A 22,431-nucleotide genomic window follows, 5' to 3' on the forward strand; every position below is an offset into this window, starting at 1 on the left:
GTGGCGACGTTGACGTTGGAGTGAGCAGCCGGCCGGGGAGGGGCTGCGATAATCAGGGGTTTCATCCTGGCCGACCAAGTGGCGATGAGCCCGGTCTTCGATCCGTTCCGGGTGTATTCGTCGCTATGGATAGCGTCGCGCGCCGTGCGCCCGGCAACCGGCGCCATGGCATGGGCAGTAGTGACGTGCACGGGCGAAAGCCGCACAATACCACCCAATTGCCGTGGATGGCTTGGCCACCCCGGCGCCGATCAGCGCTGATGATGGACCGTTTCACTCTCCCCATGCGTTCATTCCTTCCGCTACCCCAGGGTAGCCTCGTTCCATGCATATGCGCCTGATGCTACTGGGCGGTGGTAGCGCCCTGGGCCGGGCCTTGGTGCACCTGGGCGCCGAGGCCGATGTCAGCTTCCTGGCGCCGCGTCCTCCGGAGCGGGGATGGGACTCGGCCAGCCTGACCCGGTTGCTCGACGAGACCCGTCCCGATGCGCTGGTCAATCTCGCCTACTACCACGACTGGTTCCAGGCCGACACCCTGGATGCTGAGCGCCTGGCCAATCAGGAGCGTGCGGCCGAGCGCCTCGCCGAGCTTTGCCAGCACCATCGGATCATCCTGTTGCAACCCTCCAGCTACCGGGTTTTCGACGGTACCCGGGCCACGGCCTACAGCGAGAAGGACGAGCCGGCGCCGCTCGGCTTGCGCGGGCAGGCTTTGTTGCGCGTCGAGCAGAGCGTGAGGGCGCTCTGTCCCCGGCATGTGCTGCTGCGCTTCGGCTGGCTGTATGACGACACCCTCGACGGGGTGCTCGGGCGTTTTCTCCTGCGTGCCGAACGGGAAAGCGTATTGGCGCTGGCCGACGATCGTCGCGGCAATCCGACGCTGGTGGACGATGCCGCCCGGGTGATGCTCGCCGTACTCAAGCAACTGGATTGCCAGGCACCGTTGTGGGGTACTTACCATTATGGTGGTCACGAAGCGACCACCGCGTTGGCGTTCGGCCAGGCGGTCCTTGGCGAGGCGCGCGTCTACCGCAGGCTGGCCGTCGAGGATATCCAGGCCCTGCCGCACGGGGCGACTCCGGATGCGGCCGAAGAGCCGCAACATGCAGTGCTATCCTGCAGGAAGATTCTCAATACCTTCGGTATCAAGCCGCGTGCCTGGCGCGCCGGTTTGCCGAATCTGCTGGATCGTTATTATCGCTATGTCTGATCTGCCCGTTCTGGTGACCGGTGGCGCCGGCTTCATCGGTTCGCATCTGGTCGATGCGTTGCTCGCCAGGGGCTACTCCGTGCGTGTGCTGGACAACCTGTCCAGCGGCAAGCCGGACAATCTGCCGCTTGGCCATTCCCGACTCGAGCTGATCGAGGGGAATGTCGCCGATGCTGTCCGGGTACGCGAAGTCATGGCCGGTTGCGGAGCTGTGGTCCACCTGGCCGCCGTGGCTTCGGTGCAGGCCTCGGTGATCGACCCGGTGGGCACTCACCGCAGCAATTTCATCGGTACCCTGAACGTCTGCGAAGCGATGCGCGAGCAGGGCCTCCGGCGCGTGCTGTTCGCCTCCAGCGCGGCTGTCTACGGCAACAATGGAGAAGGCGAGGTGATCGACGAGGACACGCCGAAAGCACCGCTCACTCCTTATGCGGCGGACAAGCTGGCCAGCGAGCACTACCTCGACTTCTATCGCCGCCAGCATGGGCTGGAGCCGGCGATCTTCCGTTTCTTCAACATCTACGGACCGCGACAGGACCCTTCGTCACCCTATTCGGGGGTGATCAGCATCTTCACCGAGCGCGCCGCGAAAGGTCTGCCCATCACCCTGTTCGGCGATGGCGAGCAGACTCGCGATTTCGTCTATATCGCCGATCTCATCGGGATTCTGCTGCAGGCTCTGGAGGCGCCGCAGATTCTGCCGGGTGCGGTGAACGTCGGCTTGAATCGCAGCCTCAGCCTGAACCGGCTGCTCGAGGAGATTTCGGCATTGTTCGGTGGCTTGCCGGAGGTGCGCCGGGAGGCTGCGCGGCCAGGCGACATTCGCCATTCGCAAGCGAGCGACCGGCGCCTGCGGGAACGCTATCGATTGCCCGAGCCGACGCCGATGGCTGCCGGCCTGGCCAGTTTGCTGGGATCGGCTCGGTCCTGACGGTAAGGTTGACCGGACGGGCTGCGCGAAAGCTGCTGCGTTCATTTCGGCGGCGTTGGCGCCGGGCCGGGACCTACCCGGGTGACCGGCAAAACGAAAAAGGCGCCGGTCGGCGCCTTTTCACTGGAGGGCAAGACTCAGAACTTGTAACCCAGGGCGACCATGTAGACCCAGGGGTTGACGTCCACGTCGACGGTGACCTTGCTGTCGTTCAGGTAGGTGGTGGCCTTGCTCTCGATGTCGATGTAGCGCACCTGGGCGTTGAGCATGAGGGTGTCGGTCAGCATGTAGTCCACCCCGACCTGCGCGGCCAGGCCGATGGAGTCCTGCATGTCCAGGCCGCTGAAGCCCTTGCCTTCGGCCGCCTTGCCCAGCTTGGTCTCGAAGATGTAGGTGTAGTTGAGGCCGACCCCGACGTAGGGCTGGATGGTGGCGTGGGGCGAGAAGGGGTAGTAGACCAGGCTGACGGTCGGCGGCAGTTGCTTGAAGTCGCCCAGGCGGCCGTTCAGGTCGCCCGGAAGGCCTTTGGCCTTCACTTCGTGGGTGAAGGGCGTGGCGGCCAGGTACTCGATGCCGACGTGGTCGGTGAGCATGTAGAGGTAGTTCAGGCCGAGCTGCACGTCGCTGTCGAGGGTGGCCTTGGTGCCGGGGAGCTTGCCGGCGCCGGCGAGGCGGATGTCCTCGCTGTCCTCGTGCGGGTCGACGACGACGGCGCCGGCGCGCAGGACGATATCGCCACGCTCGTGTGCGGTGGCGCAGGAGGCCGCCAGAGCCAGAGTGACCAGAGAGAGGGCGAACACTGAGTTGCGCATGGTCTTGCTCCTAAAGGCCTGCAAGTTCATCGGCCTTTAATATGTTTGATTCTTGGAGCTCATGTTAGGCCGCTTGTGCCGGGGCGTTTTGATTCAACTCAATAAATAATGGCCACTATGTTCATGCCAACTGTCGGGGTTTCCGGCGAGTTGTTCTGGTTGGCTTGATACATGTCAATCGGGCGGATTTGTTATGCCGAGTGGCCTTCATCGAGAACTGTTCGTTGATCTGAGTCAAGATGGGGTTTGAAAAGGCTTTGTCGTTCCGCTGGAAAGTTGGAAGAAAACTTGTAGCTGATATTTGTCGGAAAGCTTGATTCAAATGATGATTTTTTGATTTGCATCAATGCGGGGTGGGCTCGTTCGCCATGGAGGCGCGTTGAGAGGCTGCCGGGGGATCTCCGGACTGGAAATGAAAAAGGCGCCGATCGGCGCCTTTTTCGCTGGAGGGCAAGGCTCAGAACTTGTAACCCAGGGCGACCATGTAGACCCAGGGGTTGACGTCCACGTCGACGGTGACCTTGCTGTCGTTCAGGTAGGTAGTGGCCTTGCTCTCGATGTCGATGTAGCGCACCTGGGCGTTGAGCATGAGGGTGTCGGTCAGCATGTAGTCCACCCCGACCTGCGCGGCCAGGCCGATGGAGTCCTGCATGTCCAGGCCGCTGAAGCCCTTGCCTTCGGCCGCCTTGCCCAGCTTGGTCTCGAAGATGTAGGTGTAGTTGAGGCCGACCCCGACGTAGGGCTGGATGGTGGCGTGGGGCGAGAAGGGGTAGTAGACCAGGCTGACGGTCGGTGGCAGTTGCTTGAAGTCGCCCAGGCGGCCGTTCAGGTCGCCCGGAAGGCCCTTGGCCTTCACTTCGTGGGTGAAGGGCGTGGCGGCCAGGTACTCGATGCCGACGTGGTCGGTGAGCATGTAGAGGTAGTTCAGGCCGAGCTGCACGTCGCTGTCGAGGGTGGCCTTGGTGCCGGGGAGCTTGCCGGCGCCGGCGAGGCGGATGTCCTCGCTGTCCTCGTGCGGGTCGACGACGACGGCGCCGGCGCGCAGGACGATATCGCCACGCTCGTGTGCAGTGGCGTAGGGGGCTGCCAGGGCCATGCCGATCAGGGAAAGGGCGAAAAGGGATTTGAACTTGGCCATGGCGAACTCCCGAAGAAGTAATTGCGTATGGAGTCGATCTTAGTAACTCCAACTAGGCCGATCTTGATTTGCCTCAAGAAAACTCTTGTATTTGGTTTTGCTCTGCCGGACGGGTGAAAATAAGGGTTATAAAGTTCTGGAAATATAAATATGGCGAGCGAGGAAAGTTTGCTTCGCCAATTAAGTCGGCAAACTTATCAAGAGTGATTGTCGGTTTTGGAAAGAATCAACGATCAATCGGCGGGAAGATTAGAAGCTTTGCGGTATCGGATGGAGCGGATAGCGGACTCGCAAGTTCTTGCGGTGTCGGAGGAGGATAATTCGTCTGGTCGTCTCCGCTTTGACCTGGGGCAAGAAAAAGTTCCGTAAACTTTTGGCTTTTCAAGGAGTTCATGACATGGATCACGGATCGGGCGCTCCAAGGCCGCCGGCGACCGCTGCGCTCTGGCCGTCCCGGTTCGATAGAGAATGAAGATGGCCGGGCAAAAGGCGTCGTCACCGGCACGTTGGTAACGGGTCCGCTTCATGCCGGCCGAACGGTGGTGGTCCCCTCTGTTTTCATTGCTCCAACTGGTACGGATAGACCTTGCTGGTGGTCATCCGGTAACCGGCCTCGGCCAGTTCGCTGCTGGTCTGCTCGACCCGCAGCCTGCCTTCCACCCAGTACGGCTGGTAAAGCACCTCGAGTTGCACGCCTGGCTCGTTGCGCACGTGCACGATCTGGTTCGACGGCGGCGGCGGTACATGGATGCAGGCGCCGAAGTAGGGTACCAGGAGGAATTCGCGGACGCGGCCGTCGCTGGCGGTCTCCAGCGGCACCAGATAGCCGGGCAGCCGGACCAGTTGGCCGTCCAGCGCCTTGACCACCGGCGCCGCCGGCGATGCCTGGGCGGCCGGTGGTGCGGATTCGTCGGCCAGCCCACCGTCCCCCTGGCTCTCGTGCATCGGCGCCTGCGGTTCCTGCGCCGGCGGCGTGCCCTCCGGGATCATCTCGGTCCAGGCCAGGTCGCGGGGTTCGGCCGCCCACAGCGGCATGGCGAGGACGAGCAGCAGGACAAGCGGAAGGCGTCGCATCGGGACTCCTCACAGGCGAATGGACAGACCGTCGGCCAGCGACTGGCGATAGGCGCGCCAGGCCGGTATCGCGCCGAGCGGCAGCGACGCAGCCAGAATGGCACCGAGCAGCAGCCATTCATAGGTGCTCGGCGCAGCGAACGGCAAGTAGAGTCCGTAGGCCGCCTGCAGCGGTCCCTGGGCCAGCAGGATGCCGAGATAGAGCAGGGCCAGGCCGAGCAGCACGCCGGCCAGGGCCAGCGCGAAGGCTTCCAGCACCAGCAGCCCGGCGATGTGCCAGGGCCGGGCGCCCAGCGAGCGGAGGATCGCCATCTCCCGGCGGCGTTCGTTGAGGCTGGCGAGGATCGCCGTGAGCATGCCGATCAGCCCGGTCAGCACGACGCACAGCGAGACCACGAACAAGGCCTGCTCCGCAGTGCCCATCAGGCTCCACAGCTCCTGCAGGGCGACCCCGGGGAGGATCGCCAGCAGCGGCTCGCCGAGGTAGTCGTTGATTTCCCGCTGCATGGCGAAAGTGGCGATCCGGCTGTCGAGGCCGAGCAGGAAGGCGGTGATCGCCTTGGGCTGCAGGTCCATCCGGCGCGCCTGCTCGGCGTCGATGCGCGCGCCGCCCCGGGCCGGCACGCCGCCGCGCCAGTCGATGTGCAGCGCTTCCATGCCGGTCAGGCCGATATGCAGGGTACGATCGACCGGCGTGCCGGTGCGGCCGAGGATGCCGACCACGCGGAACGGCTTGTCCTCGTGGCGGGTCAGGCTGATCCTGGCCACGCCGTGGGCCAGCACGAGTTCGTCGCCCAGCTTGTAGTGCAGTGCCTCGGCCACCTCGGCGCCGAGCACCACCTCGAACGGGTCCGTGGCGAAGGCACGGCCTTCCCTCAATTCCAGCGGCTGCCGGCGGCCGTAGCGGTAGTGCTCGAAGTAGGCCACCGTGGTGCCCAGCACCCGGTAGCCGCGATGCGAATCGCCGAGCGACAGCGGGATCGCCCATTTCACCCGTGGATGCTCGGCGAAGTGCCGGAAGCTCTCCCAGCGGATGTTGTTGGTGGCGTTGCCGATACGGAACACCGAATAGAGCAACAGATTCACCGGGCCGGAACGGGCACCGACGATCAGGTCGGTGCCGCTCAGGGTGCTGGCGAAACTGGCGCGGGCCTCGGTGCGCACCCGTTCGACGGCGAGCAGCAGGCAGACCGAGACGGCGATGGCGAATACCGTGAGCAGGGCGGTGGCGCGGCGGTTGGCCAGACTGGCCAGGGCCAGGCGCAACAGGTGCATGTCAGATCTCCCGGGGGCGGGCGGCGCGGTTCAGTTCGAGGAGCGACAGGCTGCGTTCGAACAGCCTGGCCAGGCTCTGGTCGTGGCTGACGAACAGCAGGCTGGCCGAGGCCTCGCGGCACTCGGCGAAAAGCAGGTCGAGAAAGGCCTGGCGGGCGTCGGCGTCCAGCGCCGAGGTGGGCTCGTCGGCGATCACCAATTCCGGCTGGCCGATCAGCGCGCGGGCCGCCGCGACCCGCTGCTGCTGGCCGATCGACAGTTCCGCGGCGCGCCGTTCCAGCAGCGTGGCGTCGAGACCGAGATGCGCCAGCAGGCGGACGGCGGCCTGCTCGACGCTGCCGTGGCGCTGGCGGGCCCGCTCGGCGCGCAGCCTGGAGAAATGGCAGGGCAGTTCGACGTTGGCGCGTACCGAGAGAAACGGCAGCAGGTTGAACTGCTGGAAGATGTAGCCGGTGTGGTCGACGCGAAAGCGGTCGCGGGCCGCCGCGGAGAGCGCGCCCAGTTCGGTGCCGAGCAGACGGATGTGGCCGCGGGCCGGTTTCTGCACGCCACCGAGCAGGCCGAGCAGGGTGGTCTTGCCGCTGCCCGAGGGGCCCTTGAGGAACAGGGTTTCGCCGCGCCGCAGGTGGAACTCGGGGATGTCCAGCAATTCGGGCTGGCCCGGCTAGGCGAAACCTAGGCCGGACAGTTCGATCAGGGGTGTGCTCATGGGGGTGGCCGGGATGTCGATGGGGCGCCTGGCCCTGACCTCAGAATGTCAGGCCGCTGCGCTCGGGGCTGAGTTCCTGGCCCTGCTGGCCGCGGGGGCCGATCAGTTGGACCTGGATCTTCTGCGTGGCCGGAAATGTGCCGAACAGCGCCGCGAGATTCAAGCTCTGCAATGCTTCCGGCGCAGCGCATTGCAGGTGGTAGCGGGCCTCGATTTCGCTGTGCTCCCGGTCGTCGTTCCCGGTCGCCTCGAAGTGGGCGCCGTGCAGGCTGCGCTCGCGGACTTGGCAGCCGGCCGCGACGGGAACGCCGAACAGTTCGAGCGGCCGTTCGAGCTGGGCGCGGACCGCGTCGACTCTGGCCCGCTCCTCGTCGCTATGGACCGCGTGCTCGAAGCCGAGCAGGTTCATGGCCGGGCTGATGAACTCGATCTCCAGGACATCGTTGTCCAACGCCAGGTTGAGCAGGGCGCTGCCGTGCTCGTGGGCGGCGAGGGAGGCTTCCCGTGCCGATTCGTGATGATGATCGGCATCATGGTGGTGATGATCGTCCTCGGCCTGGACGAAGACGGCCAGAAAGGCGAGGGGCAGGGCGAACAACAGGCGGGGCATGGATGTCTCCGGGCTGGGTTTTGTTACGTTATAACGAGTTTGTCCGGGGCTCGCCAGATGATCCCGCCAGATGCATCGGCCCGCCCGTGCTTGGCGGAGGGCGGGCGGCGTGGGAGCATGGGGCCTTCATCGCGAGGAGCTGTGCCCATGCTGAGAATACGTGGACACATCGGCGAATGGCCGGTGGACCTGACCCTGGAACTGGACGACGAGGATTGGGCGCGCCTCGGCGCCCGCCTGGCCGCCGGCAAGGCCGGTGCGCCCGCGGGCCCGGCGGCGGAGCCGGCCGACCGCCTCTGGCAAACCGCCCAGCAACTGCTGCGCAGCGCCGGGCAGATGGAGGGGCCGACCCTGCTCAACCAGTTGCAGGCGCTGGCCGGCAGCGCCGAGGCCGGCAAACGCCTGTTGGTGCGGCTGCGCCACTGCGCGCAGGTTCGTGTCGAGAACGCAGCGGACGCGCCGATCTACCACTGGACGGAGTGAGGATCGCCTCTTCAGTAGAGGGCCTGATACAGCTTGCGGCGGTAGGTGGAGACCAGCGGGTGATCGCTGCCGAGCAGATCGAACACCTGCAACAGGGTCTTGTGCGGCAGGCCCTCGGCATAGCCGCGGTTGCGCACGAACAGCCGCAACAGGCCCTCCAGCGCCGCTTCGTAGTGTTGCCGCGCCAGTTGCTGGATCGCCAACTGGTAGGCGGCTTCATCATCGTTGGCGTCCTGGGCCAGACGGCTTTTCAGGATGGCGACTTCCGGCAGGTCGGCGGCCTGGCGCAGGAAGGTCAACTGGGCGCGGGCGCCGGCCAGGGCCTGCTTGTGTTCGTCGCCCGTCACGGCATCCAGCACCGCCTCGGCCTCGCCCAGCTCGCCGCGTTCGGCCAGGCAGCGGGCATAGAGAATCAGCGCGGCGCCGTTGCCGTTGTCCTCGCTCAGCAGCGCCGCGAGCAGGTTCTCCGTTTCGCCGATCCGCCCGGCGGCGAACAGGGCCTGGGCGACCTCCAGCGGGTCGGCTTCGGGAGCCTCGGGCATCTGCACATGGGGTTCGAGCATGGCGCGGATGGCCGACTCCGGCTGGGCGCCGGCGAAGCCGTCCACCGGCTGGCCGTCCTTGAACAGCACCACGGTCGGTAGGCTGCGGATGCCCATGCGCATCACGGTCTGCTGTTCGATGTCACTGTTGACCTTAGCCAGCAACAACTCGCCCTGATAGCTCTCGGCGATCTTCGCCAGGAGCGGCATCAGTGCCTTGCAGGGAGCGCACCATTCGGCCCAGAAATCCACCAGCACCGGCTTGTGGAAGGAGTTTTCGAGGACCAGCTGGTCGAAACTGGCGTCGGTGACGTCGAAGATGTAGGGGATTTCGCTCATCGGGGCTCTCGGCAGTGGCTGGAATGGAATCCTGCATGGTAAGTGGGGCCGCGCGGCGGGGGAAGCGAGACAGGCGCGGCTGAATTGCCCTCAGGCAGTGCGCCGGGCGTGGTACAGGCTGACTCGGCGGAACTCCGCCGGTTCGGCCAGATCCGGCCAGGTACGGGCCTCGAGGCTGGCCAGGCGCCGATAGCGCGGGTGGGCGAAGTCGCGCACCCGCGAGTCCGCCACCAGGGCCTCGCGGGCGCGGCCGAGGAACCGGTCGAGCAGCGGCAGGTTGGCGCGATCGTAGAGCACGTCGGCGACCAGGATCAGATCGAAGCGGTCGGCCTCGGCGAAGAAATCCGCCGAGTAGCCCAGCTCGACGCCGTTCAGTGCGGCGTTCGCCCGGCAAGCGGTGAGCGCCTGCGGGTCGAGATCGCAGGCGACCACCTCGGCGGCGCCCAGCCGGGCCGCAGCGATGGCGGCGACGCCGCTGCCGGCGCCGAAGTCCAGCACGCGCCGGCCGCGTACCCACTCCGGGCGTTCGGCCAGCCAGCGGGCCAGCGCCAGGCCGCTGGCCCAGCAGAAGCTCCAGTAGGGCGGCTCCGCGAGGATGCGCCGGGTTTCCTCCGGGCTGAAGGCGCGCGCCATGTTCGCCGGGTCGATCAGCCAGAGGCGCAGTTCGCTGCCCGGCAATCGTTGCGCGGTCAGCCGGGCGTCGCCGAGCAACTCGCCGAGCGCCGCCTGCAGGGCGGGCGGCGCGTTCATGGGGCGGGCACCAGTTGCAGGGTGCCGAGCGTCTGGCTGTCCAGGCCGGAAAGGGTACGCGGCGGCAGGCGCAGGATCAGCCGGCCGGACTGGCTGGCCCGGCCGCGCAGTTCGGCGCGCAGGCCGGGGGCGAAGGGCTGCGGCACGAAGCGCAGGCTGAACGGCAGCGTTTGGCCGTTGCCCAGCAGGGTGATGTTGCCGAGTTCCCCGCGCGGACGGCCGCGCTCGTCGACCAATAGCAGCGCCAGTTCCACCTCGCTGTTCGTCGGTGCGCCGAGCAGGTTGCCGCGCAGCTCGTGCTGGCCGGCCAGCAGCGGCTGGACGGCGACGGAGGGCGTCGAGGGGTTCGCGGAGGCTTGCGAGGCTTCTTCCTCGGGCTGGCTGGAACAGGCGGCGAGCAGGAGGCTCAGGCCGAGGAGGAGGAAAGGGCGCGGCGACATGGGGACTCCTTGGCGGGGTTGCGGCTGGGCGTCTGTATAGCGCAAAGCCCGCGGCTTGTCTTGGGGGCGGGATGCGCTACCATGACTCCCTTTCTTCAATGGCCCCGCGCCCATGCATTGTCCTTTCTGCAGTGCCCACGACACCAAGGTCATCGATTCGCGGCTGGTCGCCGAGGGCGATCAGGTGCGCCGCCGTCGCGAGTGCCAGGCCTGCGGCGAACGCTTCACCACCTTCGAGACCGCCGAACTGGTCATGCCCCGGGTCATCAAGCAGGATGGCAGCCGCCAGCCGTTCGACGAGGACAAGCTGCGCGCCGGCATGCAGCGGGCGCTGGAGAAGCGCCCGGTGAGCGTCGAGCGCCTGGAGGCGGCGATCGGCCGGATCAAGCACGAACTGCGCGCCACTGGGGAACGGGAGGTCAAGTCGCGGGTGCTCGGCGAACTGGTGATGGCCGAGCTGCGCAAGCTCGACGAAGTCGCCTACATCCGTTTCGCCTCGGTCTACCGGCGCTTCCAGGACCTCAACGAGTTCCGCGAGGAGATCGAGCGCCTGTCCCGCGAGCCGTCCAAGCCATGAACCATCATCGATACATGGCCCGTGCCCTGGAGCTGGCCCGCCAGGGACTGTATTCCACCCACCCCAATCCGCGGGTCGGCTGCGTGATCGTCGCCGCCGGCAGGATCGTCGGCGAAGGCTGGCACGTGCGCGCCGGCGAGCCGCACGCCGAGGTCCACGCCCTGCGCCAGGCCGGTGAGACGGCGCGCGGTGCCACCGCCTACGTCACCCTGGAGCCCTGCAGCCACCACGGGCGCACGCCACCCTGCGCCGAGGCGCTGGTCGCCGCCGGGGTCGGTCGGGTGGTGGCGGCCATGCAGGACCCCAATCCGCAGGTGTCCGGGCGCGGCCTGGCGCGTCTGCGCCAGGCCGGTATCGAGGTCGAGGTCGGTGTGCTGGAGGCCGAGGCGCGTGCGCTCAACGCCGGTTTCGTCAAGCGCATGGAGCACGGTCTGCCGTTGGTACGGGTCAAGTTGGCGATGAGCCTGGACGGCCGCACGGCGATGGCCAGCGGCGAGAGCCAGTGGATCACCGGCGCGCCGGCGCGCGCCGCCGTGCAGCGCCTGCGCGCCCGTTCCAGCGTGGTGCTGACCGGCGCCGACACCGTTCTCGTCGACCATGCCCGGCTCACCGTGCGCGGCGAGGAGCTGGGGCTGGCGCCCGAACAGGTCGCCCTGGCGCTGCAGCGTCCGCCGCTGCGCGTGCTGGTCGACGGGCGCCTGCGGGTGCCGCTGGATGTGCCCTTCTTCCAGGCCGGGCCGGCGCTGGTGGCGACTGTTTCGGCCGAACGCGAGGTGGATTACCGGGCGGCCGGCCACGAGTTGCTGGCCGTGCCGGGCGAGGACGGCCGGGTCGATCTGCCGGCGCTGCTGGCCGAGCTGGCCGCGCGTGGGGCCAACGAGGTGCTGGTGGAGGCCGGTCCGCGTCTGGCCGGGGCCTTCGCCCGGCAGGGACTGGTCGACGAGTACCGTCTGTTCGTCGCGCCCAAGTTTCTCGGCTCGACTGCCCGGCCCCTGCTGGAGCTGCCCCTGGAGCGCATGGCCGAGGCGCGCGAGCTGAAGATCCGCGACATCCGCGCGGTGGGCGAGGATTGGCAGATCGTCGCCGTGCCCGCGACCTGACCCGTTCCGCATCCGGATCCGCGGCGCCGGTGGCCGGCCGCGCGCCCTTGTGGTAAAAAGCGCCTCCGGGCCGCACGGTCCGACGTTCTCAGGGCGGGGTGGAATTCCCCACCGGCGGTGATGACGCCCAGGCGTCCAGCCCGCGAGCGCTTGCCACGGGGCAACCCCCGCGCAAGGTCAGCAGATCCGGTGCGATTCCGGAGCCGACGGTCAGAGTCCGGATGAGAGAGAGCGGGATGTTCCGCCACGCGCAGTCTGCGCGCGCGATCCCTTTCGATCCGCATGCCCTGTTTTTTCCGAAACAGGAGATCGTTCCATGCACCATTTTCCGCAGCATCGCGCCAGGGGGACTACATGTTCACCGGCATAATCGAGGCCATCGGCACCATCCGCGCACTCACCCCCAAGGGCGGCGACGCGCGCGTCTACGTCCACACCGGCAAGCTGGACCTGTCCGACGTCAAGCTCGGCGACAGCATCGCCGTGAACGGCATCTGCCTGACCGCGGTGGAACTGCCCGGCGATGGCTTCTGGGCCGACGTCAGCCGCGAGACCCTGGCGCGCACCGCCTTCATCGACCTCAAGGCCGGCAGCCGGGTCAACCTGGAGAAGGCCCTGACCCCGACCAGCCGTCTCGGCGGTCACCTGGTCAGTGGCCACGTCGACGGTGTCGGCGAGGTGTTGTCCCGCGAGGACAACGCCCGCGCCGTGCAGTTTCGCATCCACGCACCGCGCGAGCTGGCCCGTTACATCGCCCTCAAGGGATCGATCACCGTCGATGGCACCAGCCTGACGGTCAACGGGGTGAACGGCGCCGAGTTCGAACTGACCATCGTGCCCCATACCCTGGGCGAGACCATCATGGCCGACTACCGGCCGGGCCGGCAGGTGAACCTGGAGGTGGACCTCCTGGCACGCTACCTGGAGCGCCTGATGCTCGGCGACAAGGCCGCCGAGCCCGACGCTTCCGGTCTCACCGCAAGCTTTCTGGCCGAGCACGGCTACCTGAAGTAATCGAGGAGTGGCCCGATGGCTCTCAACAGCATTGACGAACTGATCGAAGATATCCGCCAAGGCAAAATGGTCATCCTCATGGATGACGAGGATCGCGAGAACGAGGGCGATCTGATCATGGCCGCCGAATGCGTGCAGGCCGAGCACATCAACTTCATGGCGAAATACGCTCGCGGGCTGATCTGCATGCCGATGACCCGCGAGCGTTGCGAAACCCTCAAGCTGCCGCTGATGGCGCCGCGCAACGGCTCCGGCTTCGGTACCAAGTTCACCGTCTCCATCGAGGCGGCCGAGGGTGTCACCACCGGCATTTCCGCCGCCGACCGGGCGCGCACCGTGCAGGTCGCCGCGGCGAAGGGCGCCAAGGCCGATGACATCGTCAGTCCCGGGCACATCTTCCCGTTGATGGCCCAGTCGGGCGGTGTGCTGGCCCGTGCCGGCCACACCGAGGCGGCCTGCGACCTGGCGCGGATGGCCGGTTTCGAGCCTTCCGGGGTGATCTGCGAGATCATGAACGACGACGGCAGCATGGCGCGCCGTCCCGAGCTGGAGCTCTTCGCCGAACAGCACGGCATCAAGATCGGTACCATCGCCGACCTGATCCACTACCGGCTGATCCACGAGCGCACCATCCAGCGCATCGCAGAACAGGAGCTGGACAGCGAGCTGGGCCGCTTCCACCTGGTGACCTACCGCGATGCGGTGGAAGGGGATGTGCACATGGCGCTGATCATGGGCGAGATCCAGGCCGACGAGCCGACCCTGGTGCGGGTCCACAACATGGACCCGCTGCGCGACCTGCTGATGGTCCGCCAGCCGGGCCGCTGGAGCCTGCGCGCGGCGATGGCCGAGGTGGCCAGGGCCGGCAGCGGCGTGGTGCTGCTGCTCGGCCATCCGCTGGATGCCAACGAAGTGCTGACCCTGCTGCGCGAGGGGACGCCCAAGTCGCCGAGCACCTACAGCACGGTCGGCGCCGGCTCGCAGATCCTGCGCGACCTCGGCGTGCGCAAGATGCGCCTGATGAGCGCGCCGATGAAGTTCAACGCGATATCCGGGTTCGACCTGGAGGTTGTAGAATACCTGCCCGCCGAATGATCTCCACTGGAGCCGCCCGCCTTTTCCATGCCCTTGCCGGCAGGGGGCGGGCGGTTCCGTCTGGACGGTCGGGACCGATTGATTACGGAGCCGCCTGTGACGCTCCGGTTCTTTAACGAGACGAGATTCGCCATGACCCTGAAGACCATCGAAGGTACCTTTACCGCCGCCAAGGGCCGCTATGCCCTGGTGGTCGGCCGCTTCAACAGCTTCGTCGTGGAGAGCCTGGTACAGGGCGCCATCGATACCCTGGTGCGCCATGGCGTCGAGCAGAGCGAGCTGACCATCATCCGCGTGCCCGGCGCCTTCGAGATCCCGCTGGTGGCGCAGAAGGTCGCCCAGCGCGGCGAGTTCGACGCCATCATCGCCCTCGGCGCGGTGATCCGCGGCGGCACTCCGCATTTCGAGTACGTCGCCGGCGAATGCACCAAGGGCCTGGCCCAGGTGTCTCTGCAGTTCGGCGTGCCGGTCGCCTTCGGCGTCCTTACCGTCGACTCCATCGAGCAGGCCATCGAGCGCTCCGGCACCAAGGCCGGCAACAAGGGCGCCGAAGCGGCCCTGTCCGCCCTGGAAATGGTCAGCCTGATGGCGGCCCTGGAGGCCAAGTGAGCGCGAATCGCGACGACGGTCAGGGCGCCAGACCGGCCAAGGGCAAGATAGCCGCGCGCCGACAGGCGCGCGTCCTGGCCATGCAGGCGCTCTATCAGTGGCACGTGGCAGGTCAGCCGCTCAACGAGATCGAGGCGCAGTTTCGCGTCGACAACGATTTCAGCACGGTCGACGGCGCTTACTTCCACGAGATCCTGCACGGCGTGCCGCGTCAAAAGACCGAGATCGACGAGGCCTTCGCGCCGCTGCTCGATCGTCCGCTGGCGGAGGTCGACCCGGTGGAGCTGGCCATCCTGCGGCTGTCCACCTATGAGCTGAGCAACCGTCTCGACGTACCCTACCGGGTGGTGATCAACGAAGGCATCGAGCTGGCCAAGGTGTTCGGCGCCACCGACGGGCACAAGTTCGTCAACGGCGTGCTGGACAAGCTGGCACCGCGCCTGCGCGCGGCCGAAATCCGCGGCGGCAAGCGCTGAGCGAACGCCGATGGGCGAGTTCGAACTGATCCGCCGCTACTTCGCCGCCGCCGCCTGCGCGCAGGCGGCGCCCGGCGTGGCCCTCGGCATCGGCGACGACTGCGCCCTGCTGGAGGTTCCCGCCGGCGAGCGGCTGGCGATCTCCACCGACACCATGGTCGCCGGGGTGCATTTCCCCGCTCCCTGCGATCCCTTCCTGCTCGGCCAGCGAGCCCTGGCCGCGGCCGCCAGCGATCTTGCGGCGATGGGCGCCACGCCCCTCGGTTTCACCCTCGCCCTGACCCTGCCGGCGGCCGATCCGGCCTGGCTGGCCGCCTTCGCCCGCGGCCTGGACCACAAGGCGCGCGAGTGCGGCCTGGCGCTGATCGGCGGCGATACCACCCGCGGTCCCCTGTGCATCAGCCTGAGCGTATTCGGCCGGGTACCGGCCGGCCTGGCGCTGTGCCGGAATGGCGCGCGGCCCGGCGATCTGCTCTGCGTCGGCGGTCCGCTCGGCGATGCCGCCGGCGCCCTGGAACTGGTGCTCGACCGGCGCCAGGCCCCGGCCGAGGTCGCCAGCCCCCTGCTGGCACGCTACTGGTCGCCACGGCCGCAGCTATCCTTGGGGGTGGCGCTGCGCGGCAGGGCGAGCGCGGCGCTGGATATCTCCGATGGCCTGCTCGCCGATTGCGGGCACATCGCTTCGGCTTCCGGCGTGGCGCTGTGCATCGAACGCCGCCGCGTGCCGCTGTCGGTGCCGTTGCGCCGCCTGCTCGGCGAAGAGGCGGCGCTGGCCTGCGCCCTAGGCGGCGGCGACGACTACCTGCTGGCCTTCACCCTGCCGCCGCGCTTCCTCGCCGCCCTGCAGGCCGAATGGCCGCTGCGGGTGATCGGCCGGGTCGAGGCCGGTACGGGCGTGCATCTGCTCGACGACGCTGGCCGCGAGGTCGCGCCGCCGGTCGGGGGCTATCAACATTTCGGGAGTCCGCGTGACTGAATCCGTGCGCGTGCCGCCGTCGGTGTGGCGCAATCCCTGGCATTTCCTGGCTTTCGGCTTCGGCTCCGGGACGCTGCCCAAGGCCCCCGGCACCTGGGGTTCATTGGTCGCGCTGCCCTTCGTGCCGCTCTGGCAGGCGTTGCCGGACTGGGGCTATTGGCTGCTGCTCGGGCTGGTCATGCTGTTCGGCTTCTGGCTGTGCGGCAAGGTCGCCACGGACCTCAGGGTGCACGACCACGAAGGCATCGTCTGGGACGAGATGGTCGGCATGTGGATCACCCTCTGGCTGGTGCCGGAAGGCTGGCAATGGCTGCTGCTGGGCTTCGCGATGTTCCGCCTGATGGACATCCTCAAGCCCTGGCCGATCCACTGGATCGACCGCCACGTGCACGGCGGCGTCGGCATCATGCTGGACGACGTGCTGGCCGGGGTCTTCGCCTGGCTGGCGATGCAACTGCTCGTCTGGGGGCTGACCTGGCTATGAGGCTGGCATGGCTGAAGCTGCTGTTGTGCTGCTGCCTGCTGGGCGCCGTGCTCGCCGGGGCGGGAGAGTTGCCGGAGGGGAAGGAACAGGCCGGGGATATCCTGCTGGTCGGCGTCGAGCGCAAGGGGCATACCGGCGCCGATGCCCGCGGCCTGGTCTGGGAGGTCCTGCGCCTGGTCTTCGAGCCGGCCGGATTTCAGGTGCACACCAGCACCGTGCCCTATACCCGGGCGGTCGGTCTGGTCGCCCGTGGCGATGCCGACGCCTGGGTCGGCGCCTATCCGGAGGAAACCACGGGAGCGCTGTTCCCCCAGTGGCATTATGCCGCCGAGGTGATCGGCGCGCTGGGCTTGGCCTCGTCGCCGATACCGCGCCTGGAGGATCTGGGCAACTTCCGCCTGGCCTGGATACGCGGCTATGCCTTCGACAAGTACCTGCCGCAACTGCACCGCTACCAGGAGATCCAGCGCTACAACGGCGCCCTGGCGATGCTCCGGGTCGGCCATGCCGATTATCTGATCGCCGCCCGGGCCGAACTCGAGAGCGTTCTGGCCTGGGCGGAGACGCCCGACGCCTACCGCATCACCGACCTGACCTTGCTGCCCCTGTACCCCGGTTTCGCCGACACTCCGCGCGGGCGCGAACTGGCCGCGCTGTACGACCGGCGCATGGCCGAGCTGGTACGCTCCGGCGAGCTGCGGCCGATCTTCGCCCGCTGGCAACAGCCTTATCCGTTCGACTGAGGCGTTCCGGCGGCGGGGGGCGGATTTGCGCCGGCCCACCGCCAGGTCGGGGGCAAGGCCGGGGCCCCGGAGGTGTCCGGCGCCGGGCCGGCGATCCCGCGAGGCGTGCCGCCGGCTACCGCCCATGCCCGGCATGAGCTTCCCGAATCGCGCGCTGGCGGGAGAAGCGGGAGATGCCGATGCTGGCGTCGAGGCGCTAGCGACGACGGTCGGTCGTCGGCAATTCCGGCTGCGCCGCCAGGCGGCGTGGCTGTTACAATGACAGCTTGCCGCATCTTTCAGGAGTCTTCCGGTGTCCGTCGTCTTCGTCGCCGCATCCAAGCTGCCCACGCCGTTCGGCGTCTTCACCATGCATGGCTTTCTCGACGAAGCCACCGGCAAGGAGCATGTGGCGCTCACCCTGGGCACGGTGGACGATGGCGCGCCGGTGCTCGGCCGCCTGCATTCCGAGTGCCTGACCGGTGATGCGCTGTTCAGCCTGCGCTGCGACTGCGGCTTTCAACTGGAAGCCGCACTGCGCGCCATCGCCGCCGAGGGCCGTGGCGTGCTGCTCTACCTGCGCCAGGAGGGGCGCGGCATCGGCCTGCTCAACAAGATCCGCGCCTACAAGCTGCAGGACGCCGGCGCCGATACCGTCGAGGCCAACGAGCGCCTGGGTTTTCGCGCCGACCAGCGCGACTACGGGATCTGCAAACCGATGCTCGAGCATCTGGGCATCACCGCGATCAAGCTGATGACCAACAATCCGCGCAAGGTCAAGGCGCTGGAGGGGGCCGGCATCCAGGTGACCGAACGGGTACCGCTGCAGACCGGGCTCAACCCCCACAACCAGAAATACCTGGCGACCAAGGCCGGCAAGCTCGGTCACCTGCTCGGCAGCCTGCATCAGGGCGAGGTGGAAACGCCGACCGGGAGCTGAGATGGCGCGCACCACCGGCCCGGATCGGCGCGCCGGGGCTCCGGCAGTTGGCCTGAGGCATCTCTGCGCCGTCCTGCTGCTGTGTTTCGCCCTGCCGCTGGCCGCTGCCGAACGGGTGGTCAGTCTGGCGCCATCGCTCACCGAATCGATGCTGGAACTGCAGGCCGGCGACCGTCTGGTCGGTGTGCTCGATGGCGGCGAGCGGCCGGCGGCGCTGGCCGGCCTGCCGTCGCTGGGACGCTGGGGCCGGCTGGAAATGGAAACCTTGCTCGCCCTGCGCCCGGACCTGATCCTGCTCTGGCCGGACAGCATAAGCGCGGCGCAGCGCGAGCAGTTGCGTGGCTTCGGTATCCCCGTGTTCGAGGCGCAGCCCCGGCGCCTGGAAGACATCGCCACGCAGCTCGAAGCGCTCGGCGAGCGGGTCGGGCGTGCCGAGCGGGGACGCGAATTGGCCGCGCAGTTGCGCCGGCAACTCGACGAGCTGCGTCGCCACTACCGTCGCGAAGCGCCGCTGCGGGTCTTCTACCAGGTCTGGGACCGCCCGCTGTACAGCATCGGCGGCCCGCAGATCATCAGCGATGCCCTGCGGGTCTGCGGCGCGGTGAACCTCTTCGCCGACCTCGACCTGCCGGCGCCGCAGCTCTCCGTCGAGGCGGTGCTGGCGCGCGATCCCGAGGTGATCCTGGTCAGCCAGCCGGAGCAGCGCGATGCCTGGCAGGCCTGGCCGCAACTGCAGGCCGTGCGGCGCGGACAGGTCTGGGCCGTGCCCGACCTCGGCCTCGAGCGGCCCAGCCCGCAGATGCTGGCGGCTACCCGCAAGCTGTGCGAGCTGCTGCATCGGGTCCCCTAGCTGAGCGCGGCGATCAGTTCGTCCTTGCGCATTCGCCAGCGGCCCCGCACGCCCCGCACGCCCTGCTCGGCGGCGCGTTCGAGCAGGGCCGCGCGGCTCATGTCGCTCAGCGAGGTGCTGCCCGACTGCTCGCGGGCACTGGCGGAGCCCCGGTTGGGCGACTGACCGCCGCGGCCCGGCGGGCCGAGTCCTTGCGCTCGGCGCGCTTGGCGGTTTCGCTCTTGCGCTGCCCGGAGCCGCTTTTCTCGCCGCCCCCGGACTGCTTGTTGACCGTGGCCCAGGCACGTGCCTGCGCCTCCTCTTCGGGAACGCCGCGGGACTCGTAGCTTTCCTCGATGTGGGCGGCCTTGCGCTTCTGCTTGTCGGTATAGCTGGACTTGTCACCCCGGGACATGACGGCTCTCCTGCGCGCGTGGATCACAGAAGGTTCGACCGGCCCGCGGGAGAAGGTTTCAGCGCTTGTCGAGGCAGGTCGCGATCGGGTTAATCTTGGCCGACTGGCGGCTTGTTGACGGGGAAAGGCCCATGGGGGCGAGCTTCAGGACACGCTACCCCTTGGTGCTGGTGCATGGTCTGCTCGGCTTCGTGCGCCTGCCCGGGCATTCCTACTGGAACGGCATCGATGTGGCGCTTCGCCGGCAGGGCGCGCAGGTCCATGCGGTACGGCTGTCCGGCGTGCACGACAACGAGGCGCTGGGAAACCAGTTGCTCGAACGCATCGCCGCGGTCCGCGCCGCCAGTGGCGCGCGCCGGGTCAATCTGCTCGGTCACAGCCAGGGTGGCCTGAGCGCCCGCTACGCGGCGGCGTTGCGCCCGGACTGGGTGGCTTCGGTGACCACCGTGGCCACGCCCAACCAGGGGTCCGAGGTAGCCGACCGGCTGCGCGACCTGCTGCCGCCCAGCGGCCGGCGCGAGCGCCTGCTGGCGCGTGGCTTCGAGGGCCTGGCACGGCTGATGGAGCGGCTGGAGTGCGCCGAGCCGGGGCTCTGCCTGCCCCTCGACGGACCGGCCTCGCTGCTGGCGTTGACCAGCGAGGGCATGGCCGGCTTCAATGCCCGCTATCCGCAGGGACTGCCCGAGCGCTGGGGTGGCGAGGGCGCCGGAGCGGTCGACGGGGTGCGTTACTACTCCTGGAGCGGCGTCCTGCAGACGCGCGTCGACGCCGTGCCGGATTTCGATCCCGGACATGCCCTGTGTCGGCGGCTGGCCCGCTGTTTCGCCCGCGAGGCCGGGCAGAACGATGGTCTGGTGGGCCGTTTCAGCTCGCACCTGGGCAAGGTAATCCGCTCCGACTATCCCTTCGATCATCTGGATGTCATCAACCGCTGCCGGGAGCGTCGGGAGGGTGAGGCCAGGCCGCTCGGTGTGTATCTCGAGCACCTGGCGCGGCTGGCCGAAGCCGGGCTGTAGGAGGTATTTCCCCGTAACGCGGGAAATGCTCCATGAGCTGCCTTCAGCGCAACTCCAGCGTGCGTCCGTCGAGGATGAGGCGCTCGGCGCGCATCTCGGCGCTGCCGTCCTTGCGCGGATAACCGATCAGAATCACCGGCCTGCCCGGCCGCAGATCGTTCCTGACCGCCCCACGCGACAGCAGGCGCGAGGAGGGGCCCAGCAGCACCTTCCACTCCGCGCCCCGGTAATCGACCCGCACCTCGGTCTGCGGGCGGCGGTACAGCACCTGCTTCAGGGGCGCCTCGATGGTCAGTCTCCGTCCCGTGTCGTAGGTGTCCCAGCCCTGGCTCGCCAGTCCCATGGAAGCGCCGATCAGCAGGGCGGCAACGAGCAGCAGTGCGAGGAGGAAGACCAGCAGGAGGCGATTGTTGTGCATGATGGGTGCCCTCGTTCGAGGCCTCGGTGATCCTCAAAACCATAGGCCAGAATCTTTTCGCCGGAGCCCGGCCCGACCAGGCGCGCGCCGCGGAAGGCAGGGCGGAACTGTGCGGGGCGGCGCCGTTCAGCCGTAACGCCGACGCGCTTCGATGGCCAGGCCGCTGCCGATGCCGCCGAAGCGGTCGCCCTCGACCTGCCGGGCGTTCGGCAGCAGCGCGGCGACGCTCCGGCGCAGCGCCGGCACGCCGCTGGAGCCGCCGGTGAAGAACAGCGTGTCGATCCGCTCGCGGTCGATCCCGGCACCGCTCAGCAGCTTCTCCAGGCTGGCGCGCACGCGCTCCAGCAGCGGTTCGATGGCCCGCTCGAAGAGCGCGCGGTCGAGGTCGGCGGCCAGCTCCGCCTCGATGCGCGACAGGTCGATGCGCTGCCGCCCGTTGTCGCCGAGGGCGATCTTGGCGTCTTCCACCTGCATCGCCAGCCAGTGCCCGGCGCGCTGTTCGATCAGGCGGAACAGCCGGTCGACGCCCGTGGTGTCGAGTATGTCGTAGCGCATGCCCGCCAGCGCCCGCTGCGAAGCCTGGGCGTAGACGGCATTGATGGTGTGCCAGGTGGCCAGGTTGAGGTGCGTGCTGGTCGGCATCGGCGCGCCGCTCTTCATCTTGCTGCCGTAGCCGAACAGTGGCATCACGCCCTGCAGGCTGAGCTGCCTGTCGAAGTCGGTACCGCCGACGTGCACGCCGCCGGTGGCGAGTATGTCGTCCTGCCGTTCGGCCAGGGCGCGGCGCGCGGGGGCCAGGCGCACCAGGGAGAAGTCCGAGGTGCCGCCGCCGATGTCGACGATCAGTACCAGTTCCTCGCGTTCGATGACCGATTCGTAGTCGAAGGCCGCGGCGATGGGTTCGTACTGGAAGGAAACCTCCTTCAGGCCCAGGTCCTTCGCCACCTCGGCCAGGGTGTCCGCGGCCTCCCGGTCGGCCTGCGGGTCCTCGTCGACGAAGAACACCGGGCGACCCAGAACCGCCTCCTCGAAGGGGCGTCCGGCCTGCGTCTCGGCGCGCCGCTTCAACTCGCCGAGAAACAGCTTGAGGATCTCCTTGAACGGCAGCGCGCTGCCGAGCACCGTGGTCTCGCTTTTCAGCAGCCTGGAGCCCAGCAGGCTCTTCAGCGAGCGCATCAGGCGCCCTTCGTAGCCTTCCAGGTATTCGTGCAGGGCACGCCGGCCGAACACCGGCCGGCGCTCCTCGAAGTTGAAGAACAGTACCGAGGGCAGGGTGATCCGGCCATCCTCCAGGGGAATCAGCGTTTCCTCGCCGGGGCGCAGCCAGCCGACGGTGGAGTTGGAGGTGCCGAAGTCGATGCCGCAGGCGCGGGCGGGCAGGGCGGTGGTCATGGCGCGGGCTCGGGCGAAAAAGGGGCGCGCATTCTAGCAGGCACCCGGCCGGCAG

The 22,431-nt window shown here is 68.0% G+C and carries 26 protein-coding genes, 1 pseudogene and 1 riboswitch; of the genes and pseudogenes, 15 read left to right on the forward strand and 12 right to left on the reverse strand.

Going from position 1 to position 22,431, the window contains the following annotated elements:
• Positions 1-325: 325 nt before the first annotated feature.
• Entirely contained in the window at positions 326-1,210 is an 885-nt protein-coding gene (locus AVCA_RS03045; RefSeq protein ID WP_041806899.1) for a sugar nucleotide-binding protein, read from the forward strand.
• Positions 1,203-2,141 carry an NAD-dependent epimerase/dehydratase family protein gene (locus AVCA_RS03050; RefSeq protein ID WP_012699334.1) on the forward strand — a complete coding sequence of 313 codons (939 nt, stop codon included), beginning with the start codon at positions 1,203-1,205 and terminating at the stop codon, positions 2,139-2,141. Before AVCA_RS03045 ends, AVCA_RS03050 begins: the two co-directional genes overlap by 8 nt.
• Positions 2,142-2,278: 137 nt before the next feature.
• On the opposite strand, the gene AVCA_RS03055 is transcribed toward AVCA_RS03050, so the two are convergent.
• From AVCA_RS03055 to AVCA_RS03080, 6 genes are all read right to left on the reverse strand, one after another.
• The gene (locus tag AVCA_RS03055) at positions 2,279-2,953 is read right to left on the reverse strand and encodes an OmpW/AlkL family protein (RefSeq protein ID WP_012699335.1); all 675 of its coding nucleotides are present in this window, start codon (positions 2,951-2,953) and stop codon (positions 2,279-2,281) included.
• 457 nt (positions 2,954-3,410) lie between these two features.
• A complete protein-coding gene (locus AVCA_RS03060) occupies positions 3,411-4,091 on the reverse strand; it encodes an OmpW/AlkL family protein (protein WP_012699337.1) in 681 nt (226 codons plus the stop codon).
• Positions 4,092-4,649: 558 nt separating this feature from the next.
• Positions 4,650-5,165 (reverse strand): DUF3299 domain-containing protein, encoded by a 516-nt coding sequence (locus tag AVCA_RS03065; RefSeq protein WP_012699338.1) that lies wholly within the window; start codon positions 5,163-5,165, stop codon positions 4,650-4,652.
• A gap of 9 nt (positions 5,166-5,174) precedes the next feature.
• On the reverse strand, positions 5,175-6,440 hold the full coding sequence (locus AVCA_RS03070) for an ABC transporter permease (protein WP_012699339.1): 1,266 nt from the start codon (positions 6,438-6,440) through the stop codon (positions 5,175-5,177).
• 1 nt (position 6,441) lies between these two features.
• Positions 6,442-7,089: an ABC transporter ATP-binding protein gene (locus tag AVCA_RS03075; RefSeq protein WP_012699340.1), complete on the reverse strand. Its 648-nt coding sequence runs from the start codon at positions 7,087-7,089 to the stop codon at positions 6,442-6,444.
• Between the two features lie 100 nt (positions 7,090-7,189).
• Positions 7,190-7,759 (reverse strand): DUF2796 domain-containing protein, encoded by a 570-nt coding sequence (locus tag AVCA_RS03080; protein WP_012699341.1) that lies wholly within the window; start codon positions 7,757-7,759, stop codon positions 7,190-7,192.
• 147 nt (positions 7,760-7,906) lie between these two features.
• On the opposite strand from AVCA_RS03080, the gene AVCA_RS03085 reads away from it, so the two are divergent.
• Entirely contained in the window at positions 7,907-8,242 is a 336-nt protein-coding gene (locus tag AVCA_RS03085; protein ID WP_012699342.1) for a hypothetical protein, read from the forward strand.
• An 11-nt stretch (positions 8,243-8,253) separates the two neighbouring features.
• On the opposite strand, the gene trxA is transcribed toward AVCA_RS03085, so the two are convergent.
• From trxA to AVCA_RS03100, 3 genes are all read right to left on the reverse strand, one after another.
• Positions 8,254-9,123: a thioredoxin gene (gene trxA / locus AVCA_RS03090; protein ID WP_012699343.1), complete on the reverse strand. Its 870-nt coding sequence runs from the start codon at positions 9,121-9,123 to the stop codon at positions 8,254-8,256.
• Between the two features lie 90 nt (positions 9,124-9,213).
• A complete protein-coding gene (locus tag AVCA_RS03095; protein ID WP_012699344.1) occupies positions 9,214-9,873 on the reverse strand; it encodes a class I SAM-dependent methyltransferase in 660 nt (219 codons plus the stop codon).
• Positions 9,870-10,313, reverse strand: coding sequence for a hypothetical protein (locus AVCA_RS03100; RefSeq protein WP_012699345.1), 444 nt, complete (start codon positions 10,311-10,313; stop codon positions 9,870-9,872). The genes AVCA_RS03095 and AVCA_RS03100 overlap by 4 nt, the downstream gene beginning before the upstream one ends.
• Before the next feature lie 112 nt (positions 10,314-10,425).
• Between AVCA_RS03100 and nrdR the strand changes: the two genes are divergently transcribed.
• The 11 genes from nrdR to AVCA_RS03155 all read left to right on the forward strand — a co-directional run bounded on the left by nrdR (position 10,426) and on the right by AVCA_RS03155 (position 19,156).
• The gene (gene nrdR, locus AVCA_RS03105) at positions 10,426-10,890 is read left to right on the forward strand and encodes a transcriptional regulator NrdR (protein WP_012699346.1); all 465 of its coding nucleotides are present in this window, start codon (positions 10,426-10,428) and stop codon (positions 10,888-10,890) included.
• Positions 10,887-11,990, forward strand: a complete 1,104-nt coding sequence (gene ribD / locus AVCA_RS03110; RefSeq protein WP_072432509.1) for a bifunctional diaminohydroxyphosphoribosylaminopyrimidine deaminase/5-amino-6-(5-phosphoribosylamino)uracil reductase RibD — start codon at positions 10,887-10,889, stop codon at positions 11,988-11,990. Before nrdR ends, ribD begins: the two co-directional genes overlap by 4 nt.
• A gap of 80 nt (positions 11,991-12,070) precedes the next feature.
• Positions 12,071-12,227, forward strand: a riboswitch (FMN riboswitch).
• Between the two features lie 117 nt (positions 12,228-12,344).
• The gene (locus tag AVCA_RS03115) at positions 12,345-13,004 is read left to right on the forward strand and encodes a riboflavin synthase (protein WP_012699349.1); all 660 of its coding nucleotides are present in this window, start codon (positions 12,345-12,347) and stop codon (positions 13,002-13,004) included.
• Between the two features lie 15 nt (positions 13,005-13,019).
• Positions 13,020-14,099, forward strand: coding sequence for a bifunctional 3,4-dihydroxy-2-butanone-4-phosphate synthase/GTP cyclohydrolase II (ribBA, locus tag AVCA_RS03120; protein ID WP_012699350.1), 1,080 nt, complete (start codon positions 13,020-13,022; stop codon positions 14,097-14,099).
• A gap of 132 nt (positions 14,100-14,231) precedes the next feature.
• Positions 14,232-14,708, forward strand: coding sequence for a 6,7-dimethyl-8-ribityllumazine synthase (gene ribH, locus AVCA_RS03125; RefSeq protein ID WP_012699351.1), 477 nt, complete (start codon positions 14,232-14,234; stop codon positions 14,706-14,708).
• Positions 14,705-15,184, forward strand: coding sequence for a transcription antitermination factor NusB (gene nusB, locus AVCA_RS03130; protein ID WP_050764334.1), 480 nt, complete (start codon positions 14,705-14,707; stop codon positions 15,182-15,184). The genes ribH and nusB overlap by 4 nt, the downstream gene beginning before the upstream one ends.
• A gap of 10 nt (positions 15,185-15,194) precedes the next feature.
• Positions 15,195-16,160, forward strand: a complete 966-nt coding sequence (gene thiL, locus AVCA_RS03135) for a thiamine-phosphate kinase (protein ID WP_012699353.1) — start codon at positions 15,195-15,197, stop codon at positions 16,158-16,160.
• A 4-nt stretch (positions 16,161-16,164) separates the two neighbouring features.
• Positions 16,165-16,644 (forward strand): phosphatidylglycerophosphatase A family protein, encoded by a 480-nt coding sequence (locus AVCA_RS03140; RefSeq protein WP_012699354.1) that lies wholly within the window; start codon positions 16,165-16,167, stop codon positions 16,642-16,644.
• Positions 16,641-17,387 carry a substrate-binding periplasmic protein gene (locus AVCA_RS03145; RefSeq protein WP_012699355.1) on the forward strand — a complete coding sequence of 249 codons (747 nt, stop codon included), beginning with the start codon at positions 16,641-16,643 and terminating at the stop codon, positions 17,385-17,387. The genes AVCA_RS03140 and AVCA_RS03145 overlap by 4 nt, the downstream gene beginning before the upstream one ends.
• 292 nt (positions 17,388-17,679) lie before the next feature.
• Positions 17,680-18,306 carry a GTP cyclohydrolase II gene (gene ribA, locus AVCA_RS03150; RefSeq protein ID WP_012699356.1) on the forward strand — a complete coding sequence of 209 codons (627 nt, stop codon included), beginning with the start codon at positions 17,680-17,682 and terminating at the stop codon, positions 18,304-18,306.
• A 1-nt stretch (position 18,307) separates the two neighbouring features.
• On the forward strand, positions 18,308-19,156 hold the full coding sequence (locus tag AVCA_RS03155) for a cobalamin-binding protein (RefSeq protein ID WP_012699357.1): 849 nt from the start codon (positions 18,308-18,310) through the stop codon (positions 19,154-19,156).
• Here the strand turns inward: AVCA_RS03155 and AVCA_RS03160 are convergent.
• Positions 19,153-19,550: pseudogene (locus AVCA_RS03160) on the reverse strand (termination factor Rho). The gene AVCA_RS03155 and the pseudogene AVCA_RS03160 overlap by 4 nt on opposite strands.
• A 131-nt stretch (positions 19,551-19,681) precedes the next feature.
• Between AVCA_RS03160 and AVCA_RS03165 the strand changes: the two are divergent.
• On the forward strand, positions 19,682-20,566 hold the full coding sequence (locus AVCA_RS03165; RefSeq protein ID WP_012699359.1) for an esterase/lipase family protein: 885 nt from the start codon (positions 19,682-19,684) through the stop codon (positions 20,564-20,566).
• Positions 20,567-20,609: 43 nt separating this feature from the next.
• Here the strand turns inward: AVCA_RS03165 and AVCA_RS03170 are convergent, their stop codons facing one another.
• Both AVCA_RS03170 and AVCA_RS03175 read right to left on the reverse strand, forming a co-directional pair.
• Positions 20,610-20,984, reverse strand: coding sequence for a hypothetical protein (locus AVCA_RS03170; RefSeq protein ID WP_012699360.1), 375 nt, complete (start codon positions 20,982-20,984; stop codon positions 20,610-20,612).
• Positions 20,985-21,110: 126 nt separating this feature from the next.
• The gene (locus AVCA_RS03175; RefSeq protein WP_012699361.1) at positions 21,111-22,376 is read right to left on the reverse strand and encodes an Hsp70 family protein; all 1,266 of its coding nucleotides are present in this window, start codon (positions 22,374-22,376) and stop codon (positions 21,111-21,113) included.
• Between the last annotated feature and the right edge of the window lie 55 nt (positions 22,377-22,431).

This window comes from Azotobacter vinelandii CA (assembly GCF_000380335.1).
GTDB lineage: Bacteria > Pseudomonadota > Gammaproteobacteria > Pseudomonadales > Pseudomonadaceae > Azotobacter > Azotobacter vinelandii.

Excerpts from the sequence above, each read along its gene's own strand:
- AVCA_RS03045 (WP_041806899.1), top strand. The coding sequence starts at position 326 with ATGCATATGCGCCTGATGCTACTGGGCGGTGGTAGCGCCCTGGGCCGG.
- AVCA_RS03050 (WP_012699334.1), top strand. The coding sequence starts at position 1,203 with ATGTCTGATCTGCCCGTTCTGGTGACCGGTGGCGCCGGCTTCATCGGT.
- AVCA_RS03055 (WP_012699335.1), bottom strand. The coding sequence starts at position 2,953 with ATGCGCAACTCAGTGTTCGCCCTCTCTCTGGTCACTCTGGCTCTGGCG.
- AVCA_RS03060 (WP_012699337.1), bottom strand. The coding sequence starts at position 4,091 with ATGGCCAAGTTCAAATCCCTTTTCGCCCTTTCCCTGATCGGCATGGCC.
- AVCA_RS03065 (WP_012699338.1), bottom strand. The coding sequence starts at position 5,165 with ATGCGACGCCTTCCGCTTGTCCTGCTGCTCGTCCTCGCCATGCCGCTG.
- AVCA_RS03070 (WP_012699339.1), bottom strand. The coding sequence starts at position 6,440 with ATGCACCTGTTGCGCCTGGCCCTGGCCAGTCTGGCCAACCGCCGCGCC.
- AVCA_RS03080 (WP_012699341.1), bottom strand. The coding sequence starts at position 7,759 with ATGCCCCGCCTGTTGTTCGCCCTGCCCCTCGCCTTTCTGGCCGTCTTC.
- AVCA_RS03085 (WP_012699342.1), top strand. The coding sequence starts at position 7,907 with ATGCTGAGAATACGTGGACACATCGGCGAATGGCCGGTGGACCTGACC.
- trxA (WP_012699343.1), bottom strand. The coding sequence starts at position 9,123 with ATGAGCGAAATCCCCTACATCTTCGACGTCACCGACGCCAGTTTCGAC.
- AVCA_RS03095 (WP_012699344.1), bottom strand. The coding sequence starts at position 9,873 with ATGAACGCGCCGCCCGCCCTGCAGGCGGCGCTCGGCGAGTTGCTCGGC.
- AVCA_RS03100 (WP_012699345.1), bottom strand. The coding sequence starts at position 10,313 with ATGTCGCCGCGCCCTTTCCTCCTCCTCGGCCTGAGCCTCCTGCTCGCC.
- nrdR (WP_012699346.1), top strand. The coding sequence starts at position 10,426 with ATGCATTGTCCTTTCTGCAGTGCCCACGACACCAAGGTCATCGATTCG.
- ribD (WP_072432509.1), top strand. The coding sequence starts at position 10,887 with ATGAACCATCATCGATACATGGCCCGTGCCCTGGAGCTGGCCCGCCAG.
- AVCA_RS03115 (WP_012699349.1), top strand. The coding sequence starts at position 12,345 with ATGTTCACCGGCATAATCGAGGCCATCGGCACCATCCGCGCACTCACC.
- ribBA (WP_012699350.1), top strand. The coding sequence starts at position 13,020 with ATGGCTCTCAACAGCATTGACGAACTGATCGAAGATATCCGCCAAGGC.
- ribH (WP_012699351.1), top strand. The coding sequence starts at position 14,232 with ATGACCCTGAAGACCATCGAAGGTACCTTTACCGCCGCCAAGGGCCGC.
- thiL (WP_012699353.1), top strand. The coding sequence starts at position 15,195 with ATGGGCGAGTTCGAACTGATCCGCCGCTACTTCGCCGCCGCCGCCTGC.
- AVCA_RS03145 (WP_012699355.1), top strand. The coding sequence starts at position 16,641 with ATGAGGCTGGCATGGCTGAAGCTGCTGTTGTGCTGCTGCCTGCTGGGC.
- AVCA_RS03155 (WP_012699357.1), top strand. The coding sequence starts at position 18,308 with ATGGCGCGCACCACCGGCCCGGATCGGCGCGCCGGGGCTCCGGCAGTT.
- AVCA_RS03165 (WP_012699359.1), top strand. The coding sequence starts at position 19,682 with ATGGGGGCGAGCTTCAGGACACGCTACCCCTTGGTGCTGGTGCATGGT.
- AVCA_RS03170 (WP_012699360.1), bottom strand. The coding sequence starts at position 20,984 with ATGCACAACAATCGCCTCCTGCTGGTCTTCCTCCTCGCACTGCTGCTC.
- AVCA_RS03175 (WP_012699361.1), bottom strand. The coding sequence starts at position 22,376 with ATGACCACCGCCCTGCCCGCCCGCGCCTGCGGCATCGACTTCGGCACC.